This is a genomic window from Escherichia albertii (genome assembly GCF_028622335.1).
Lineage (GTDB): Bacteria > Pseudomonadota > Gammaproteobacteria > Enterobacterales > Enterobacteriaceae > Escherichia > Escherichia albertii.
The window spans coordinates 3,811,849-3,829,369 of sequence record NZ_CP117568.1; the positions used below are offsets into that span (position 1 = coordinate 3,811,849).

Sequence of the window (17,521 nt, forward strand, 5' to 3'; positions counted from 1 at the left end):
TAAGACGCGCCAGCGTCGCATCAGGCGCTGAATGCCGGATGCGGCTAATTAGCGACGAAATCCGTAATACACTTCGTTCCAGCGCAGCGCGTCTTTAAACGCTGGCAGGCGGGTGTCGTTATCAATCACCGTGATTTCAATGTTGTGCATCTCGGCAAACTGGCGCATATCGTTGAGGTTCAGCGCATGGCTGAAGACGGTATGGTGCGCGCCACCGGCGAGGATCCACGCTTCAGAAGCGGTTGGCAGGTCTGGCTGGGCTTTCCACAGCGCATTTGCCACCGGCAGTTTCGGCAGGGCGTGTAGTGTTTTCACCGTGTCGATGCAGTTAACCAGCAGACGGTAACGATCGCCGAGATCAATCAGGCTGGCGACAATCGCTGGACCAGTTTGAGTATTGAAGATCAGACGCGCCGGATCTTCTTTACCACCAATACCAAGCTGCTGAACGTCGAGGATCGGTTTATCTTCTACAGCGATCGACGGGCAGACTTCCAGCATGTGGGAGCCGAGCACCAGATCATTACCTTTCTCGAAGTGGTAGGTATAGTCCTCCATAAAGGAGGTGCCGCCCTGCAGACCGGTTGACATCACTTTCATGATGCGAAGCAGGGCCGCGGTTTTCCAGTCGCCTTCGCCTGCAAAGCCGTAACCCTGCTGCATCAGACGCTGTACAGCAAGACCTGGAAGCTGTTTCAGGCCGTGCAAGTCTTCAAAGGTGGTGGTGAACGCGTGGAAGCCGCCTTGTTCCAGGAAACGCTTCATCCCCAGCTCAATACGCGCCGCTTCCAGCACGTTCTGCCGCTTCTCGCCGTGGATTTGTGTCGCAGGTGTCAGGATGTAGCTGCTTTCATACTCATCGACCAGCGCGTTAACATCACCATCGCTGATGGAGTTCACCACCTGTACCAGATCGCCAACCGCCCAGGTATTGACGGAGAAACCGAACTTAATCTGCGCGGCGACTTTATCGCCGTCAGTGACTGCCACTTCACGCATGTTATCGCCAAAACGGCAGACTTTCAGATGACGGGTATCCTGTTTAGATACCGCCTGGCGCATCCAGGCGCCGATACGCTCATGTGCTTGTTTATCCTGCCAGTGACCGGTAACGACGGCATGTTGCTGACGCATACGCGCGCCGATGAAACCGAACTCGCGGCCGCCGTGCGCGGTCTGGTTCAGGTTCATAAAGTCCATGTCGATACTGTCCCACGGCAGCGCCGCGTTGAACTGGGTGTGGAATTGCAACAACGGTTTGTTGAGCATGGTCAGGCCGTTGATCCACATTTTGGCCGGGGAGAAGGTGTGCAGCCACACTACCAGGCCGGCGCAACGATCGTCGTAATTGGCGTCACGGCAAATAGCGGTGATTTCGTCTGGCGTGGTGCCCAACGGTTTCAGTACCAGTTTACAGGGCAGTTTGGCTTCCGTATTCAGCGCCTTAACAACGTGTTCAGCATGTTGGGTGACCTGACGCAGGGTTTCCGGGCCATACAGATGCTGGCTGCCAATTACAAACCACACTTCATAATTATCAAAAATCGTCATTGTCGTGTCCTTATAGAGTCGGAACGGCCTGGTCAGCCAGCGCCGGATCGGAAGTTGGAAAGTAGTGTTGTTCTGCGCTCATCGCCCATTGCTGATAGCGGTGATAAAGCTGTTCAAAGCGTTGAGCCTGTGTTGTGCTCGGTTGCAAAGTTTTCTCTACCGCACTGGCCATTTTTTGCTGCGCTGATGGAATGTCTGCGTGTACTTTTGCGGCGACGGCCGCGAAAATCGCTGCACCGAGCGCGCAACACTGGTCAGAAGCGACGATTTGCAGCGGACGATTAAGCACGTCGCAGCAGGCCTGCATAATGACCGGGTTTTTTCGCGCGATGCCGCCCAGCGCCATCACGTTGTTTACGGCGATCCCCTGGTTGGTGAAGCACTCCTGAATTGCGCGTGCGCCAAAAGCGGTGGCGGCAATCAAACCGCCGAACAACAGTGGTGCGTCGGTAGCGAGATTCAGATCGGTAATTACCCCTTTCAGGCGTTGGTTAGCGTTTGGCGTGCGGCGGCCATTAAACCAGTCGAGCACCACTGGCAGGTGATCAAGAGACGGATTTTTGGCCCATGCTTCGGTGAGTGCAGGTAGCAGTTGCTTCTGGCTGACTTTGATTTGCTCTTTCAGTTCAGGATGCTGGGCGGCAAGTTGTTCCAGCGGCCAGCCGAGTACGCGACCAAACCAGGCATAGATATCGCCAAATGCCGACTGACCGGCTTCCAGACCAATAAATCCCGGTACCACGCTGCCGTCAACCTGACCGCAAATGCCTTTTACTGCCCGCTCGCCAACGCTCTGTTTGTCGGCAATCAGAATGTCGCAGGTGGAAGTACCAATAACTTTTACCAGTGCGTTAGGCTGTGCGCCCGCGCCGACCGCGCCCATATGGCAGTCAAACGCGCCGCCGGAAATCACTACGCTTTCTGGCAGACCGAGACGTTGCGCCCATTCCGGGCATAAAGTGCCAACCGGAATATCTGCGGTCCAGGTGTCAGTGAATAGTGGGGAAGGCAAATGGCGATTGAGGATCGGGTCCAGTTCATCAAAGAAACTGGCTGGCGGCAAACCGCCCCAGCTTTCGTGCCACAGCGATTTATGCCCGGCGCTGCAACGTCCGCGACGGATATCCTGCGGGCGGGTGGTGCCGGAGAGCAGGGCGGGCACCCAGTCGCACAGCTCAATCCACGATGCGGCAGATTGCGCCACGGCGCTGTCCTGACGAGTCACATGCAGAATTTTTGCCCAGAACCATTCACTGGAATAAATACCGCCAATATAGCGGGAGTAGTCAACGTTGCCCGGTGCGTGACACAGGCGGGTGATCTCTTCCGCTTCTTCGACCGCGGTGTGATCTTTCCATAATACAAACATCGCGTTTGGGTTTTCGGCGAATTCCGGGCGTAGCGCCAGCACATTGCCGTCGGCATCGATTGGCGCAGGTGTGGAGCCGGTACTGTCGACGCCAATGCCGACCACGTCCGCGCGCTGTTCGGCGCTAAGCTCTGCAAGCACGGTTTTTAGCGCCGCTTCCATTGACTCGATATAGTCGCGCGGATGATGACGGAACTGGTTATTCGGGGCATCGCAAAATTGCCCTTCCTGCCAACGGGGATACCACTCTACGCTGGTGGCGAGCTCTTCACCGGTGGCGCATTCCACCGCCAACGCTCGTACAGAATCACTGCCAAAATCGAGGCCAATTGCAATCGCCATCGTTTCACTCCATCCAAAAAAACGGGTATGGAGAAACAGTAGAGAGTTGCGATAAAAAGCGTCAGGCAGGATCCGCTAATCTTATGGATAAAAATGCTATGGCATAGCAAAGTGTGACGTCGTGCAAATATTCAATGTGGACTTTTTTGTCGTAATTATAGACACTTTTGTTACGCGTTTTTGTCATACCTGATGCATATCCTGTCAACAAAGTGCTTTTGACAAGCGGGTTTGTCGGTTGGCTTTTTGAAGATGGCCTGTCAGAGACGCATAGCAGGTGATGTTTAGTGCAATATGGACAATTGGTTTCTCCTCTGATTGGCAGGAGTATGAAAAGTATGGCTGAAGCACAAAATGATCCACTGCTGCCGGGCTACTCGTTCAACGCTCATCTGGTAGCCGGTTTAACGCCAATCGAAGCGAATGGTTATCTCGATTTTTTTATCGACAGGCCACTGGGAATGAAGGGATACATTCTCAACCTCACCATTCGGGGTAAGGGCGTGGTGAAAAATAATGGGAAAGAATTTGTCTGCCGACCGGGCGACATTTTGCTCTTTCCACCAGGCGAGATCCACCACTATGGGCGGCACCCGGATGCCAGTGAGTGGTATCACCAGTGGGTCTATTTTCGCCCCCGCGCCTACTGGCAGGAGTGGCTAAACTGGCCCGCTATTTTTGCTAATACCGGTTTCTTTCGCCCGGATGATGCCTGGCTACCTCATTTCAACGATCTGTTTGGGCAAATCATCAATGCCGGGCAAGGAGAAGGTCGTTATTCAGAATTACTGGCGATAAACCTTCTTGAGCAATTATTACTGCGACGTATGGAGGCTATCAATGAGTCGTTGCACCCGCCGATGGATAATCGGGTACGCGAGGCCTGCCAGTACATCAGTGATCATCTTGCGGACAGTCATTTTGATGTGGCCAGAGTGGCGCAACATGTGTGCCTTTCACCGTCGCGTTTGTCACACCTGTTCCGCCAGCAGCTAGGGATTAGCGTTTTAAGCTGGCGTGAAGATCAGCGTATCAGTCAGGCGAAGCTGTTATTGAGTACCACCCGGATGCCTATCGCCACAGTTGGGCGTAATGTCGGTTTTGACGATCAGCTCTATTTTTCGCGAGTATTTAAAAAATGTACCGGAGCGAGCCCGAGTGAGTTTAGAGCAGGTTGTGAAGAAAAAGTGAATGATGTAGCCGTCAAGTTGTCATAATTGGTAACGAATCAGATAATTGACGGCTTGACGGAGTGGCAATGGGTTTGCAGAATCCCTGCTTCGTCCATTTTACAGGCACATTATGCAAGCATTGCTGGAACACTTTATTACTCAATCTACCGTGTATTCGCTGATGGCGGTGGTATTGGTGGCCTTTCTTGAGTCGCTGGCGTTAGTCGGCTTGATTCTGCCTGGTACGGTGCTGATGGCGGGACTGGGGGCGCTGATTGGCAGTGGAGAGTTAAGTTTCTGGCATGCCTGGCTGGCGGGGATTGCTGGTTGCCTGATGGGGGATTGGATCTCCTTCTGGCTGGGCTGGCGGTTTAAAAAGCCGCTGCATCGCTGGTCATTTCTGAAAAAGAATAAAGCGTTGCTCGACAAAACTGAGCATGCGTTGCATCAACACAGCATGTTTACCATTCTGGTCGGGCGCTTTGTCGGGCCGACGCGTCCGCTGGTACCGATGGTCGCAGGGATGCTGGATCTGCCGGTGGTGAAATTTATCACGCCAAATATTATCGGTTGCCTGCTGTGGCCGCCGTTCTACTTCCTGCCGGGGATTCTGGCGGGGGCGGCGATTGATATTCCTGGCGGAATGCAAAGTGGTGAATTTAAATGGCTGCTGCTGGCGACGGCGGTGTTTTTGTGGGTCGGTGGCTGGCTGTGCTGGCGCTTATGGCGCAGCGGCAAATCAACCGATCGTTTAAGTCATTATTTGTCGCGGGGCCGTTTGTTGTGGCTGACGCCGCTGATTTCTGCCATTGGTGTCGTGGCGCTGGTGGTGTTAATTCGCCATCCGCTGATGCCGGTATATATCGATATCTTGCGCAAAGTGGTTGGGGTTTAGAGCATCGTTTTGTAGGCCTGATGCGACGCTTGCCGCGTCTTATTGGGCCTATAAAATGCATACCCGTAGGTCGGATAAGGCGTTCACGCCGCATCCGACAGTGCATACTAACCCATAATCCCCAATAGCGCCGAAGCACTCGCCTTACCGCTCAACAACTCATCGGTCTTACCCTGCCAGGCGATGCGCCCGTCGGCGACGACCACCGAACGCGTGGCGATCCTCGCCGCATCTTCCACGCTATGTGACACCATCAATAGCGTCATTTTTTGCTGCTGGCAGCTCGTGCTCACCAGCGTCAGCATCTCCTGGCGTAGTGCCGGATCGAGCGCGGAGAACGGTTCATCAAGTAATAAAATGGGCTGTTCGCGCACCAGACAACGCGCCAGAGCCACACGTTGTCGCTGACCACCGGAAAGCTCGCCCGGCAACCGTACCATTAAATGATCAATTCCCATCTGACGGGCGATAGCGTGCATTTTCTCCTGCTGTGCCGCGTTCAGTTTCAATCCGGGATTAAGCCCCAGCCCGATGTTCTGCGCGACCGTCAGGTGACTGAAAAGGTTGTTCTCCTGAAACAGCATCGACACCGGACGGCGTGACGGCGGCGTTGTGGTGTGATCAACGCCATCGATAGTCAGCGAACCGCTGGCTGGCGTCAGAAAACCGGCGATCAAATTCAGCAGAGTACTTTTCCCTGCGCCGCTTGGCCCGAGGATTGCCACCTGCTCGCCGCGTTCCACCGTTAAGCTAAAACGCATTGGCAAATGGTGGTAAAGCCAGGTGATATCAGTCAGTTTTAACATTTCGCCCCGGTAGTTTTTCAATCACGGTAAATAGCATAAAACAGAGCAGTAGCAGAATTAACGCGGTGACTGCGCCGTCCTGGCTGCGATAAGAACCGATTTGCTGGTAGAGATAAAACGGCAGGGTGCGGAAATCATCGTTACCGAACAACGCCACCACGCCAAAATCACCAATCGACAGCACGCAGGCAAAGGCCAGCGCCTGCGCCAGTGGGCGTTTCAGGGCGCGCAGTTCCACCACTTTTAAGTGCGACCAGCCTTCAATACCCAGCGACTGGCACAGCATGCTGTAGCGGGCAGTGATATCGCGCATCGGGTTTTCCAGCACTTTCAGCGCATAAGGGATCGCCATTAACGCGTTGGTGAAAATCACAATGCCGTCAGAAGATTGCGGCAGGCCGATAGTGTTGTTGAGCAACAAAAAGAAGCCCGTTGCCAGCACAATGCCCGGCATGGCGAGGATCAACATGCCGCTCATCTCCAGCGCCTGACCCGCCAGCATTTTTTGCCGCGCCCGCAGTTCGCGGCTGCTCCATAGCAGCATCATGGTCAGCACCACGCACAATACGCCTGCTGCCAGTGCAATACGCAATGAGGTCCACAGTGCCTGCCACAACACCGGTTGCGACAGAACTTCTGGCAACTGGAGGTTTACTCCATCGACGATCACCGCCAGTAACGGTGGCAGTAATAACAGCAACGCCAGCGCAATTAATACTGTGTCGCAAATGCGGCTATGCAGACGATCGTCCGGGTCGCGCCAGCCTTGCAGCAGCGTGGTACCGGGGGCAATGGCTTTACTTAGTCGCTGACTCAACAGCACCAGCCCGAGACAGCACACCATCTGGATCAGCGCCAGCATCGCTGCGCGGGCAGGATCGTAGTCGTAACTTAGCGCCTGATAAATAGCCAACTCGATAGTGGTCGCCTGCGGACCGCCGCCCAGCGACAGCACGGTAGCGAAGCTGGCGAAACAGAGCATAAAGATAAGCGCAGCAACTGGCGGGATTTGTCGCCGTAGCCACGGCCATTCGATGAAGCGGAAAAAATGCCAGCCGCGCATCCCAAGCTGGGCGGCAAGCTGGCGCTGCTCGCCGGGAATGCTTTCCAGCGCCTGGAGGAATAAGCGGCTTGCCATCGGCAGATTAAAAAATACGTGTGCCAGCAAAATGCCTTGCAGGCCGTAGGGCGAAAAGGTCCACTCCAGACCAAGCGAATGCCAGAGCGAGGCCAGCCAGCCCCGACGACCATAGACGCTAAGAATGCCGAAAACGGCGACCAACACCGGGAGGATCAAGGTCATTGCGCACAGACGCAGCAGCGCTAGTCGCCCCGGAAAGCGCCTGCGATAGAGCGCGCGGGCGAGGAATATTGCGGGAACGACAGAGAGCAGCGCCGAGAGAAACGCCTGCCAGAAGGAGAAGCGCACCACATGCCACAGGTAGCTGTCCTGCCAGATGGCCGTCCAGTCACCCTGCGGTGCGTTCCACCACAGGGCGAGAAACGCCGCCAGTGCAACCGCCACTACCAGCGTGGCGGCGCTTAATCCTGGGATTAACCAGCCGGGAATTAATGACTGACGGCGCGTTGCCATTCGCTAATCCATGCCTGACGTTGTGCCGCCACTTCGGCTGGCGTGAACTCCAGCGTGGTGGCAGGTTTGGTCAGTTGTGCAAAACCGGCAGGCAGCGCGACGTTTGCTACCGGATACATCCAGTTGCCGGTTGGGATCGCATTCTGAAAAGCCGGAGAAACCATAAACTGGAGGAATTTTTGCGCCAGCTCCGGCTGCTTGCTGGCAGCGGTGCGGGCGGCAACTTCCACTTGCAGATAGTGGCCTTCGCTAAAGTTAGCGGCGGCGTAGTTATCTTTCTTCTCTTCGAGAATGTGATAAGCCGGGGAGGTGGTGTAGCTCAGTACCAGATCGCTTTCACCTTTCAAAAACAGGCCATAGGCTTCACTCCAGCCTTTGGTGACCGTGACGGTTTTCTTCGCCAGCTTCTGCCAGGCCTGTGGGGCGTCATTGCCATAGATTTTTTGCATCCATAGCAGCAGGCCCAGACCAGGAGTACTGGTGCGCGGATCTTCATAAATCACCCGCCAGTTCTGATCGCTCTCAACCAGTTCTTTCAGACTTTGCGGCGGATTTTTCAGTTTGTTCTTGTCGTAAACGAAGGCGAAATAGCCATAGTCAAACGGCACAAAGGTGTCATTATTCCAGCCGCCGGGAACGTTTATAGCCTCTGTCGCTACGCCGCTTTTGGCAAACAACCCGGTTTTGCTGGCGGCGTCTAACAGATTGTTATCCAGCCCCAGCACCACATCAGCTTTGCTGTTTTTGCCTTCCATCCGCAGACGGTTCAGCAGTGAGACGCCATCTTCCAGCGCCACAAATTTCAGTTCGCAATTGCAGTCGGCTTCAAAGGCTTTTTTGACCACCGGACCAGGCCCCCAGTCGGCGGCGAAGGAGTCGTAGGTATAAACAGTCAGAACGGGTTTTGCGAAAACGGGCGCTGTGCATAGCAACAGCAGGGGAAGACATTTTTTTAACACTTTGCACCTCAAAGAAGAGTGGCAAAGGACTTGAGAAGGAGCCTCAAATCCCTTCGCCGGCGTTATCCGGATCAGGTTCGACGGGTATTTTCTCAGCTTGCGCGTTAGCGCAGGCACCCCGTTGAGAACGGCGTTAGTGTAGTGAGTTTGTTATCAAGCAGCAATCATGGATCCGGCGGAGCAAACCAGGCTGATTTAAAATCAAACCAACCAAGAGTGTTCATGCGCAGGCCGCGCATACTGCGTTGCCCCTGAATAATCAGCCAGTGATGGATAAGCGGCACTATCGCTTTGCTGGCAACCAGTTGTTGGCACCAGTTCGCCAGATTCATCTCGCCATTGCGCCAGCGGGCGGCGTCGGCTTGCCAGTCGAGCGGAATACAGCGTTGTAGCAGCGGCACTTCACACAAGTGCGCGAACAGCGAAAAATCCAGCGGCAGCGTAAAGTTGGCGCTGTTAAGCCAGATATCGCTTTCGATCTCTCCTTCATGCCACTGATCGTAGTCGATCTCGTTGATGTTCAAGGTGACCTGATGACTCGCGAGAATCTTTTGCATGATCCTGGCAATTACCCGATGCTCAATATGATCCTGGTAAAAGGTTAGCGTGAGGTTTTCCAGCCCGGCGGGTTTTTCACAATGGGTGGGGCGGGCATGATGCCAGCGGGGGAGTAGGCCATATGCCGGGAACCACAGTTGCTGGTATTGTTCCTCGGCGAAATAGACCAGATTGGTTGGAGAAAGAACGTAACTTACCCACTCTCTGACCGCTTGATTTGCCCCGCGATGGGTGCGGCTGTCAAACAGTAAATAGTAGCAACCTTCTTCCAGTCGGCTTTCAATCTCTTTTTCTTCACCTTGCGGCCCTTGCAGCATCAGACCGCCAGCAGGCTCGTCGGCAATTTCCGGCAATACCCAGACATTAACCTCGTCAATTAGTGCCCGATAGCCAAAAAAATCATCGAATGCCTGAATTTTCAACTGATTAGTGGAGTTACGGATCACCGCATACGGCCCGGTGCCAATGGGATGGCTGGCAAAGTTGCTGAGTGTTTCCCATTCGCGCGGCAGGATCATTGCCGGAACTTGCCCTAGCAGTAACGGTAACCAGCGATCCGGCTGCGTGAGATGAATGTCCAGCGTCCAGGGTGTTGGTGAAACGATGTCTGCAATGTGGGAATAGAGTGGGAGCGTATTGATCCTTTTTAGGGAAGCGATTACGTCGTCCATTTCCAGTTCGCGTCCGTGGTGGAAATGGATCCCGGGGCGCAAAAAGAAGCGCCAGTGAAGCGGTGAAATTTGCTGCCAGTGGTGGGCGATGTCCGCTTCCAGTTCCCCATTTTCCTCATTTACGCGCGTTAGCGAACTGAAGATTTGCCGGGCGATATGGGTTTCGGAGCGGCGCAATGCGCTGCCAGGCAGCAGATTGCGCAACGGGCGATAATAGAGGACGCGCAGGATGTGCCGGCCCCGGCGAAAGCTGCGCCCCAGATGGGAAATCAGCATTTGCCGCACGGCGGTTTTATCACCAACGAGTTGCACCAGTTGGTCGATGCGATCCTGCTCCAGTAGGTCTTCCGCCCGCTGTTGCTGGAGCGCCAGCCCGGTATAGAGGAAAGTTAAACGCGAGCGTTTACCGCGTCCAACTTCTGCTTCCCACGTCAGCCAGCCGCGTTCCTGCATCGTGTTGAGCAGGGTGCGCATATGACGACGGGAACAGCTCAATAACTCCGCCAGTTCATTGAGCGTCGTGTCCTGCGATTTACCCTCGCAGCATTGCCACAGGCGAATGAACTGTTGTTGCAGACGACCAGAAGGCATAAAAGGGGAACTCCCGCGTAAAATCCAGCAATTTTATTTTCCCTATATTAAGTCAATAATTCTGATTGATGAAGCAAGGAGGTGTCCCATGCGCCAGTTTTATCAGCACTATTTTACCGCGACTGCGAAGGTGTGCTGGTTGCGTTGGTTAAGCGCTCCACAACGCTTATCCATGCTTGAGGAACTGATGCAGTGGGAGGGGAGTGATTCTGACTACTGATTTGCGGACATCATGTGTGACTGAGTATTGGTGTTAATCGCCACGCCAGCAGTGAATACCTGCTGGCTTTTTTCTTTTTGACGATTGAGTCGAGCGGCGTACAAACTAACGCATAAACGCTGGTTGTTTCGCCTCATAAGCGGCGATCGCGTCGTCATGCTGCAAGGTCAGGCCGATGCTGTCCAGGCCGTTCATCATGCAGTGGCGGCGGAAGGCATCAATGGTAAAGCGATAGGTTTTCTCACCCGCTTTCACCTCTTGCGCCTCCAGGTCCACATCGAAATGGATCCCTGGATTGGCTTGTACCAGCGCAAACAGTTCATCCACTTCGGCATCGCTTAATTTCACTGGCAGCAGTTGGTTGTTAAAGCTGTTGCCATAGAAGATGTCAGCGAAACTCGGCGCAATCACCACTTTAAAACCGTAATCGGTCAATGCCCACGGCGCGTGCTCACGCGAGGAACCGCAGCCGAAGTTTTCTCGTGCCAGCAAAATGGAAGCTCCCTGATATTGCGGGAAGTTCAGCACGAAGTTCGGGTTTGGCTGCTGGCCTTTTTCATCGAGAAAACGCCAGTCATTAAACAGATGCGCGCCAAAACCTGTACGGGTCACTTTCTGCAAAAACTGTTTCGGGATGATTGCATCAGTATCAACATTGGCGGCATCCAGTGGAACCACCAGGCCTGTGTGTTTGATAAATTTCTCTGCCATGGTGTGCTCCTTATTTAATATTGCGAATGTCGGCGAAATGTCCGGTCACAGCCGCGGCGGCAGCCATTGCCGGGCTGACCAGATGCGTGCGCCCGCCGCGCCCCTGGCGGCCTTCAAAGTTACGGTTGCTGGTGGAGGCACAACGTTCGCCCGGATTCAGACGGTCGTTATTCATCGCCAGACACATTGAGCAACCGGGTAAGCGCCACTCAAAACCGGCTTCAATAAAGATTTTGTCCAGACCTTCCGCTTCCGCCTGGGCTTTTACCGGACCAGAGCCGGGAACCACCAGTGCCTGCACGCCTGGCGCGACTTTCCGACCTTTGGCGATTTCCGCCGCCGCACGTAAATCTTCAATGCGTGAGTTGGTGCAGGAACCGATAAACACTTTGTCGATAGCCACTTCGGTCAGCGGAATGCCCGGTTTCAGCCCCATATAGGCCAGAGCTTTTTCTGCTGAGGCACGTTCAACCGGATCGGCAAACGAAGCCGGATCGGGAATTTTGTCGTTCACGGAAATCACCTGGCCTGGATTGGTGCCCCAGGTGACCTGCGGCGAAATCGCCTCTGCTTGCAGAGTGACAACGGTATCGAAAGTTGCGCCTTCGTCGGTTTGCAGAGTTTTCCAGTAGGCAACGGCATCGTCGAAATTCTTGCCTTTCGGCGCATGCAGACGACCTTTGACATAGTTAAAGGTGGTTTCGTCAGGCGCAACCAGACCGGCTTTCGCGCCCATTTCGATTGCCATATTGCACAGAGTCATACGACCTTCCATGCTTAAATCACGGATTGCTTCGCCGCAAAACTCCACCACATGCCCGGTGCCGCCTGCGCTGCCAGTTTTACCGATAATTGCCAGCACAATATCTTTTGCGGTAATACCCGGCGCGGCTTTGCCCCGGACTTCAATTTTCATGGTCTTCGCGCGGCTCTGTTTCAGGGTTTGCGTTGCCAGCACGTGTTCAACCTCGGAAGTGCCGATACCAAAGGCCAGTGCACCAAACGCGCCGTGGGTGGCGGTATGCGAGTCGCCGCAGACAATGGTCATTCCTGGTAAGGTCACGCCCTGTTCTGGTCCCATTACGTGGACGATCCCCTGATACGGGTGATTCAGGTCATACAGTTCGACGCCAAACTCTTTGCAGTTTTTGATCAGCTCCTGCATCTGAATGCGCGCCATTTCACCGCAGGCATTAATGTCTTTGGTCTGGGTAGAGACGTTGTGATCCATGGTGGCGAAGGTTTTCCCCGGCTGACGCACCGGGCGACCGTGGGCGCGCAGACCATCGAACGCCTGCGGTGAGGTCACTTCATGCACCAGGTGGCGGTCAATATATAACAGCGGGGTTTCGTTTTCGGCTTCGTACACTACGTGAGCGTCGAACAATTTTTCGTATAACGTCTTAGCCATGATTACACCCCTTCTGCCACATAGCGGGCAATGATATCGCCCATTTCATCGGTACTAACGGCGGCAGCGCCACGGGCTAAATCGCTGGTGCGAATGCCTTCTTCTAATGCGCGGTTAATGGCGCGTTCAATGGCGGAAGCCGCATCATCGGCATCCAGGCTGTAGCGCAGCAGCAACGCCAGCGACAGAATTTGCGCAATCGGGTTGGCAATGTTCTTGCCTGCGATATCCGGCGCCGAGCCGCCCGCCGGTTCATACAGCCCAAAACCTTGTTCGTTCAGGCTGGCGGAAGGCAACATGCCCATCGAGCCAGTGATCATTGCGCACTCATCAGACAGAATGTCGCCAAACAGGTTGGAGCACAGCAGAACGTCAAACTGTGATGGATCTTTAATCAGCTGCATGGTGGCGTTGTCGATGTACATATGCGCCAGTTCGACATCCGGGTATTCGGTGGCGATCTCATTAACGATCTCCCGCCATAAGATAGAAGATTGCAGCACGTTGGCTTTGTCGATTGAGGTGACTTTGTGGCGACGCTTGCGGGCAGATTCAAACGCGATGCGGGCGATACGTTCGATCTCAAAACGGTGGTACACCTCGGTATCAAACGCTTTTTCATATTGTCCGCTGCCTTCGCGACCTTTTGGCTGACCGAAATAGATGCCGCCGGTCAGTTCGCGCACGCACAGGATGTCGAAACCGTTAGCGGCAATGTCAGCACGCAACGGACAGAACGCTTCCAGCCCCTGATACAGTTTTGCCGGACGCAGGTTGCTGAATAATTTGAAGTGCTTACGCAGAGGCAACAGCGCGCCGCGTTCTGGTTGCTGGTCTGGTGGTAAATGTTCCCACTTCGGACCGCCTACCGAGCCAAACAGCACGGCATCGGCTTGCTCACAACCTTCAACCGTCGCAGGCGGCAGTGGTTGCCCGTGGTTATCAATGGCTGCGCCGCCAACATCGTGATGGCTGGTGGTGATGCGCATTGCAAAGCGGTTGCGCACGGCGTCCAACACTTTCAGCGCCTGGTTCATTACTTCCGGGCCAATACCGTCTCCCGGCAATACGGCAATATGGTAATTCTTCGACATCACACGGTTTCCTTGTTGTTTTCGTTGTGTTGAGCTTTGCGTTGCAACTCTTTTTCGACTTCTGCGGCACGCCAGATATTGTTCAGTACGTGCACCATGGCTTTGGCGGAGGACTCGACAATATCGGTGGCCAGGCCGACGCCGTGGAAGCGGCGACCGTTGCAGTTGGCGACGATATCCACCTGGCCCAGCGCATCTTTGCCGTGACCTTTGGCGGTCAGGCTGTATTTCACCAGCTCGACGTTATAGTCGGTGATGCGGTTAATGGCTTGATAGACAGCATCCACCGGGCCGTTACCGTTGGCGGCTTCTGCTTTAACTTCTTCGCCGCACACCAGTTTGACGGCGGCAGTGGCGATATCATTAGAACCAGACTGCACGCTGAAATAGTCCAGACGAAAATGTTCCGGTTCTTCTTGCTGCTTACCGATGAAGGCCAGCGCCTCCAGGTCGTAATCGAACACTTGGCCTTTTTTATCCGCCAGCTTCAGGAAAGCGTCGTACAGATTGTCCAGATTGTATTCATTTTCTTTATATCCCATCTCATCCATGCGATGTTTTACTGCCGCACGGCCCGAACGGGAGGTCAGATTCAGCTGGATTTGGTTCAGACCAATAGATTCTGGCGTCATGATTTCGTAGTTTTCGCGGTTTTTCAGTACGCCATCCTGGTGAATACCGGAGGAGTGTGCGAAGGCGCCGCTGCCAACAATGGCTTTGTTTGCCGGGATCGGCATATTACAAATCTGGCTAACTAACTGGCTGGTGCGCCATATCTCCTGGTGATTAATGGCGGTATGTACATTCAGGATATCCTTGCGAACTTTGATCGCCATGATCACTTCTTCCAGCGAACAGTTACCGGCACGCTCGCCGATCCCGTTCATTGCGCCTTCCACCTGCCGCGCTCCGGCGTGTACCGCCGCCAGCGAGTTGCCTACCGCCAGACCTAAATCGTCGTGGGTATGAACGGAAATAATGGCGTTATCAATGTTGGGCACGCGTTCATACAGACCGCGGATGATTCCGGCGAACTCAAACGGCATGGTGTAGCCTACAGTGTCCGGGATGTTGATGGTGGTGGCTCCGGCGTTAATCGCCGCCTCTACTACCCGTGCCAGATCGGCAATCGGTGTACGCCCGGCATCTTCGCAAGAGAATTCAACGTCATCTGTGTAATTGCGTGCGCGTTTCACCATATAAACAGCGCGTTCGATCACTTCATCCAGCGTGCTGCGCAGCTTGGTAGCGATGTGCATTGGGGAGGTAGCAATAAAGGTATGAATACGGAAGGCTTCGGCGACTTTCAGAGATTCAGCCGCGACGTCGATATCTTTTTCCACGCAGCGGGCTAACGCGCATACGCGGCTATTTTTGACCTGGCGAGCGATGGTTTGCACCGATTCGAAATCGCCCGGCGAAGAGACGGGGAAACCGACTTCCATCACGTCAACACCCATACGCTCAAGGGCCAGCGCAATTTGCAGTTTTTCTTTCACACTCAAGCTTGCCTGTAACGCCTGTTCACCGTCGCGCAATGTGGTATCGAAAATAATGACTTGCTGGCTCATGGTTTAGGTCCTTGTCTCTTATTGAGCGCCTCGCTTCGGGCATAAAAAAACCCGCGCAATGGCGCGGGTTTTTTGTTTGACTGCGTGCTGGCTTAATGCTGAATGCCGCTCACTCGTCTACCGCGCAAAGAAGATGCGTTTAGTAGTAGTAGACCGATAAAGCGAACGATGTGAGTCATTAAATCAGCTCCAGATGAATGCGATATGCTTTTAGAGTTACTGGATACCAAAATGGATGTCAACCCTGCAGAAAGAAAAACGCCATGCCAGCAAGAATTTTGTACTCAGGAAATTAGCTAATTGTGCTGTGCACACGATAGTCACCGATATTAATTTCTGTTTAACCGTATGCGTTTTTACTGTTTGACATACTTCGGGATAATTTATTGCATTTTATCAAGGGAACAAAAGAGGATAAAACGTGCTCGCTACCTTCGTTATCCTGATGATCTGTATCGAATTATATATCTCATGAATATTTCTATATTCATCTGGCGAATATTATTGATCAATTAATGTTAAAAATTAGCGTATTAAACATATAAATTATTTATTAAATACGCACATTTAATCCATTTTGCGGATTATTGAGTATTCGTGAGACTTATGATTAGATTGTTTTCGCAACAAAAGTATTATGGATTATCGTGCTGTGGTGAATGACTCTCTACACAGTGGTGGATTCTGTTTTTATCAGAACCCGTATCTTTATGTTTTCCTAATTTTACGCATTTTACTTTTTCTTATTTTATATGCATGGTAAATCATATTTTCCAGGATTATTTCTCTGCATTCCAATAAGGGAAAGGGAGTTAAGTGTGACAGTGGAGTTAAGTATGTCAGAGCTAAAAACAGAACATCCAGAGTTAGCAGAGTTAAGCAAGCCGCAGTTGCGCATGGTCGATTTAAACTTATTAACTGTTTTCGATGCTGTGATGCAGGAGCAGAACATTACCCGTGCCGCTCATGTTCTGGGAATGTCGCAGCCCGCGGTCAGTAACGCAGTTGCACGCCTGAAGGTGATGTTTAACGATGAGCTGTTCGTCCGTTATGGTCGTGGTATTCAACCGACTTCTCGTGCATTTCAACTTTTTGGTTCTGTGCGCCAGGCGCTGCAACTCGTGCAAAATGAGTTACCGGGCTCAGGATTCGAACCTGCCAGCAGTGAACGCGTATTCCATCTTTGTGTTTGCAGTCCGTTAGACAGCATTCTGACTTCGTTGATTTATAATCACATCGAACAAGTTGCGCCGAATATTCATGTTGTATTCAAGTCCTCTTTAAATCAGAACACTGAACATCAGTTACGTTATCAGGAAACAGAGTTCGTCATTAGTTATGAAGATTTTCATCGCCCTGAATTTACCAGTATCCCTTTATTTAAAGATGAAATGGTGTTAGTCGCCAGCAAGAATCATCCGAGTATTAAAGGGCCATTACTGAAACACGATGTTTATAACGAACAGCATGCGGCAGTTTCGCTGGATCGTTTCGCTTCGTTCAGTCAGCCGTGGTATGACACAGTCGATAAACAAGCCAGTATTGCTTATCAGGGAATGGCGATGATGAGCGTCCTGAGTGTGGTCTCTCAAACTCATCTCGTCGCTATTGCGCCTCGCTGGCTGGCTGAAGAGTTCGCTGAATCCTTAGAGTTACAGGTATTACCGTTGCCGTTAAAACAAAATAGCAGAACTTGTTATCTCTCCTGGCATGAAGCCGCCGGGCGCGATAAAGGTCATCAGTGGATGGAAGAGCAATTAGCTTCTATTTGCAAGCGCTAACTGAATGCAGAATAGACCAGATGTTATTATCTGGTTTGTTCTGATTTTTTTATTAAACGCAGAATTTTATTCTGAATATGTATTCTGTTGGTTTTAAGAATAATGAAAAAAATAGAGAAATTGCTGTAAGCTGCAAGATTCAGCCGATTTATTGTTAATTTAGTCCTCCATTCTGGAGTATTTTACCGTTTCTTTTCGCCTTGCCTCCTGTTTATTCTTTTTCCT

At 52.8% G+C, this 17,521-nt stretch carries 15 protein-coding genes and 1 riboswitch; of the genes, 4 read left to right on the top strand and 11 right to left on the bottom strand.

Annotation, left to right across the window (positions count from 1 at the left end; translation table 11 throughout):
* Window positions 1-48: 48 nt before the first annotated feature.
* Together araA and araB are read right to left on the bottom strand one after the other, a co-directional pair.
* A complete protein-coding gene (gene araA / locus PS053_RS18455) occupies window positions 49-1,551 on the bottom strand; it encodes an L-arabinose isomerase (RefSeq protein WP_059218475.1) in 1,503 nt (500 codons plus the stop codon).
* 10 nt (window positions 1,552-1,561) lie between these two features.
* Entirely contained in the window at window positions 1,562-3,262 is a 1,701-nt protein-coding gene (gene araB, locus PS053_RS18460; protein ID WP_256878695.1) for a ribulokinase, read from the bottom strand.
* 338 nt (window positions 3,263-3,600) lie between these two features.
* Between araB and araC the strand changes: the two genes are divergently transcribed.
* The gene (araC, locus tag PS053_RS18465) at window positions 3,601-4,479 is read left to right on the top strand and encodes an arabinose operon transcriptional regulator AraC (RefSeq protein ID WP_002430306.1); all 879 of its coding nucleotides are present in this window, start codon (window positions 3,601-3,603) and stop codon (window positions 4,477-4,479) included.
* A gap of 85 nt (window positions 4,480-4,564) precedes the next feature.
* Window positions 4,565-5,329: a DedA family protein gene (locus PS053_RS18470; protein WP_001148389.1), complete on the top strand. Its 765-nt coding sequence runs from the start codon at window positions 4,565-4,567 to the stop codon at window positions 5,327-5,329.
* Window positions 5,330-5,436: 107 nt separating this feature from the next.
* On the opposite strand, the gene thiQ is transcribed toward PS053_RS18470, so the two are convergent.
* From thiQ to sgrR, 4 genes are all read right to left on the bottom strand, one after another.
* Window positions 5,437-6,135, bottom strand: a complete 699-nt coding sequence (gene thiQ, locus PS053_RS18475) for a thiamine ABC transporter ATP-binding protein ThiQ (protein WP_059224190.1) — start codon at window positions 6,133-6,135, stop codon at window positions 5,437-5,439.
* Window positions 6,119-7,729 carry a thiamine/thiamine pyrophosphate ABC transporter permease ThiP gene (gene thiP / locus PS053_RS18480; protein WP_256878694.1) on the bottom strand — a complete coding sequence of 537 codons (1,611 nt, stop codon included), beginning with the start codon at window positions 7,727-7,729 and terminating at the stop codon, window positions 6,119-6,121. Before thiP ends, thiQ begins: the two co-directional genes overlap by 17 nt.
* Window positions 7,705-8,688, bottom strand: a complete 984-nt coding sequence (gene thiB / locus PS053_RS18485; RefSeq protein ID WP_059244702.1) for a thiamine ABC transporter substrate binding subunit — start codon at window positions 8,686-8,688, stop codon at window positions 7,705-7,707. Before thiB ends, thiP begins: the two co-directional genes overlap by 25 nt.
* 30 nt (window positions 8,689-8,718) lie before the next feature.
* A riboswitch (TPP riboswitch) is annotated at window positions 8,719-8,819 on the bottom strand.
* Between the two features lie 33 nt (window positions 8,820-8,852).
* Window positions 8,853-10,508, bottom strand: coding sequence for a DNA-binding transcriptional regulator SgrR (gene sgrR, locus PS053_RS18490; RefSeq protein ID WP_001139054.1), 1,656 nt, complete (start codon window positions 10,506-10,508; stop codon window positions 8,853-8,855).
* Between the two features lie 88 nt (window positions 10,509-10,596).
* Here sgrR and sgrT point away from each other — a divergent pair, with 88 nt between their 5' ends.
* Window positions 10,597-10,728, top strand: coding sequence for a glucose uptake inhibitor SgrT (gene sgrT / locus PS053_RS18495; RefSeq protein ID WP_001248771.1), 132 nt, complete (start codon window positions 10,597-10,599; stop codon window positions 10,726-10,728).
* Between the two features lie 105 nt (window positions 10,729-10,833).
* On the opposite strand, the gene leuD is transcribed toward sgrT, so the two are convergent.
* The 5 genes from leuD to leuL all read right to left on the bottom strand — a co-directional run bounded on the left by leuD (window position 10,834) and on the right by leuL (window position 15,694).
* Complete coding sequence (gene leuD, locus PS053_RS18500; RefSeq protein ID WP_025237662.1) at window positions 10,834-11,439, bottom strand: 3-isopropylmalate dehydratase small subunit; 606 nt, start codon at window positions 11,437-11,439, stop codon at window positions 10,834-10,836.
* Between the two features lie 10 nt (window positions 11,440-11,449).
* Window positions 11,450-12,850, bottom strand: a complete 1,401-nt coding sequence (gene leuC, locus PS053_RS18505) for a 3-isopropylmalate dehydratase large subunit (RefSeq protein ID WP_001140678.1) — start codon at window positions 12,848-12,850, stop codon at window positions 11,450-11,452.
* Window positions 12,851-12,852: 2 nt separating this feature from the next.
* Entirely contained in the window at window positions 12,853-13,944 is a 1,092-nt protein-coding gene (leuB, locus tag PS053_RS18510) for a 3-isopropylmalate dehydrogenase (protein WP_000042342.1), read from the bottom strand.
* Window positions 13,944-15,515, bottom strand: coding sequence for a 2-isopropylmalate synthase (gene leuA, locus PS053_RS18515; RefSeq protein WP_256878693.1), 1,572 nt, complete (start codon window positions 15,513-15,515; stop codon window positions 13,944-13,946). The genes leuB and leuA overlap by 1 nt, the downstream gene beginning before the upstream one ends.
* A gap of 92 nt (window positions 15,516-15,607) precedes the next feature.
* Complete coding sequence (leuL, locus tag PS053_RS18520) at window positions 15,608-15,694, bottom strand: leu operon leader peptide (RefSeq protein ID WP_001300467.1); 87 nt, start codon at window positions 15,692-15,694, stop codon at window positions 15,608-15,610.
* A gap of 657 nt (window positions 15,695-16,351) precedes the next feature.
* On the opposite strand from leuL, the gene leuO reads away from it, so the two are divergent.
* The gene (gene leuO / locus PS053_RS18525) at window positions 16,352-17,296 is read left to right on the top strand and encodes a transcriptional regulator LeuO (RefSeq protein ID WP_010340885.1); all 945 of its coding nucleotides are present in this window, start codon (window positions 16,352-16,354) and stop codon (window positions 17,294-17,296) included.
* The last annotated feature ends 225 nt before the right edge of the window (window positions 17,297-17,521 follow it).